The organism is Coprococcus sp. AM97-35 (assembly GCF_027697525.1).
Taxonomy (GTDB): domain Bacteria; phylum Bacillota; class Clostridia; order Lachnospirales; family Lachnospiraceae; genus Allocoprococcus; species Allocoprococcus comes.
Genome location: NZ_JAQESL010000072.1, coordinates 1 through 1,068 on the forward strand (window position 1 = coordinate 1; position 1,068 = coordinate 1,068).

Genomic DNA, 1,068 nt, shown 5'->3' on the forward strand with positions numbered 1-1,068 from the left:
ATATTTGTATTCTTGCTTACGGGCATGATGATATTTAGCCAGATACTTTTTATCATTTTTGCAATGTTTTTGCCTATCAGCTTTTTGCTTTCCATGATACCGAGCTATGAAAGCATGGCAAAGCAGGCAGTCGTGGGGGTATTTAATACCATGATGACACGTGCAGGAATAACGCTCATTGTAACGGTGGCGTTCAGCATTTCCAGTATGTCTTATAACATTTCCACGGACTATCCGTTTTTCATGGTGGCGTTCTTGCAGATAGTATGTTTCGCTGGTATCTACATGAAGCTGGGCGATTTAATGAGTATGTTCTCTTTAAACGCTGGCGACAGTCAAAGCATGGGACGCAGGATATTCCGCAGACCGTATCTGTTTATGCGACATCGGGCTAGGCGTATGGAACACCGTATTGCAAGGGCGGTAAGTGCTGGCGGTATTTCGGGCGGTGTGGCTGGTGCGGTGGTTGGAAGTGCCGTTACTGGCAAACGGGCGGAAAGAAAAAATACAGCTTCTAAAGAAAATCGGGGCAATACCACTTCCAGCATGGGACAGCGTGCAGGCTCAAAGGTGGGTGCTGTCTTAGATACGAAAAATAAAGTGAAAGACAAGGCAAATGCTGTCAAAGAAAACATCAAGGATATGCCGACACAGACCGCTTATGCGGTGTATTCCGCAAAAGAAAAGGCAAAGTCCAGCGTGTCAGACTTCAAGCGTGGCATGGTGCAGGAAGAGCAGTCCAGACAGTCGGGACGCTTGGAAAAGCAGGAACAGCATAGACAGAATATCGCTGACAAGCGTATGGAGCTTCAAAAGGCACAAGAAGCAAGGCAGGCACAGCGAAAGGCTGACGGATCAGCGACAACGGGAGCTACCCGTCCCCATGAGCGACCAGCCACAGCTTCAAGCGTTTCAAAGACGGGTGCTGAAAAAATGCAGGAAGTCAAACGTCCTGCCACAGCGACCACTTCAAAGATAAGTGAGCCAGTCAAAGCAAATGTTATCAAAGAGCGTCCGCTATCTTCTGGTGCTTCTGATAGAAAAGCGACCCAACCTGCACAGCCAGTA

1 protein-coding gene is annotated in these 1,068 nt (G+C 47.9%); it reads left to right on the forward strand.

Going from position 1 to position 1,068, the window contains the following annotated elements; all coding sequences use genetic code 11:
* Positions 1-1,068, forward strand: a 1,068-nt coding sequence (locus tag PG840_RS16680) for a CD3337/EF1877 family mobilome membrane protein (protein ID WP_442872517.1), incomplete at both ends; no start/stop codon positions are given.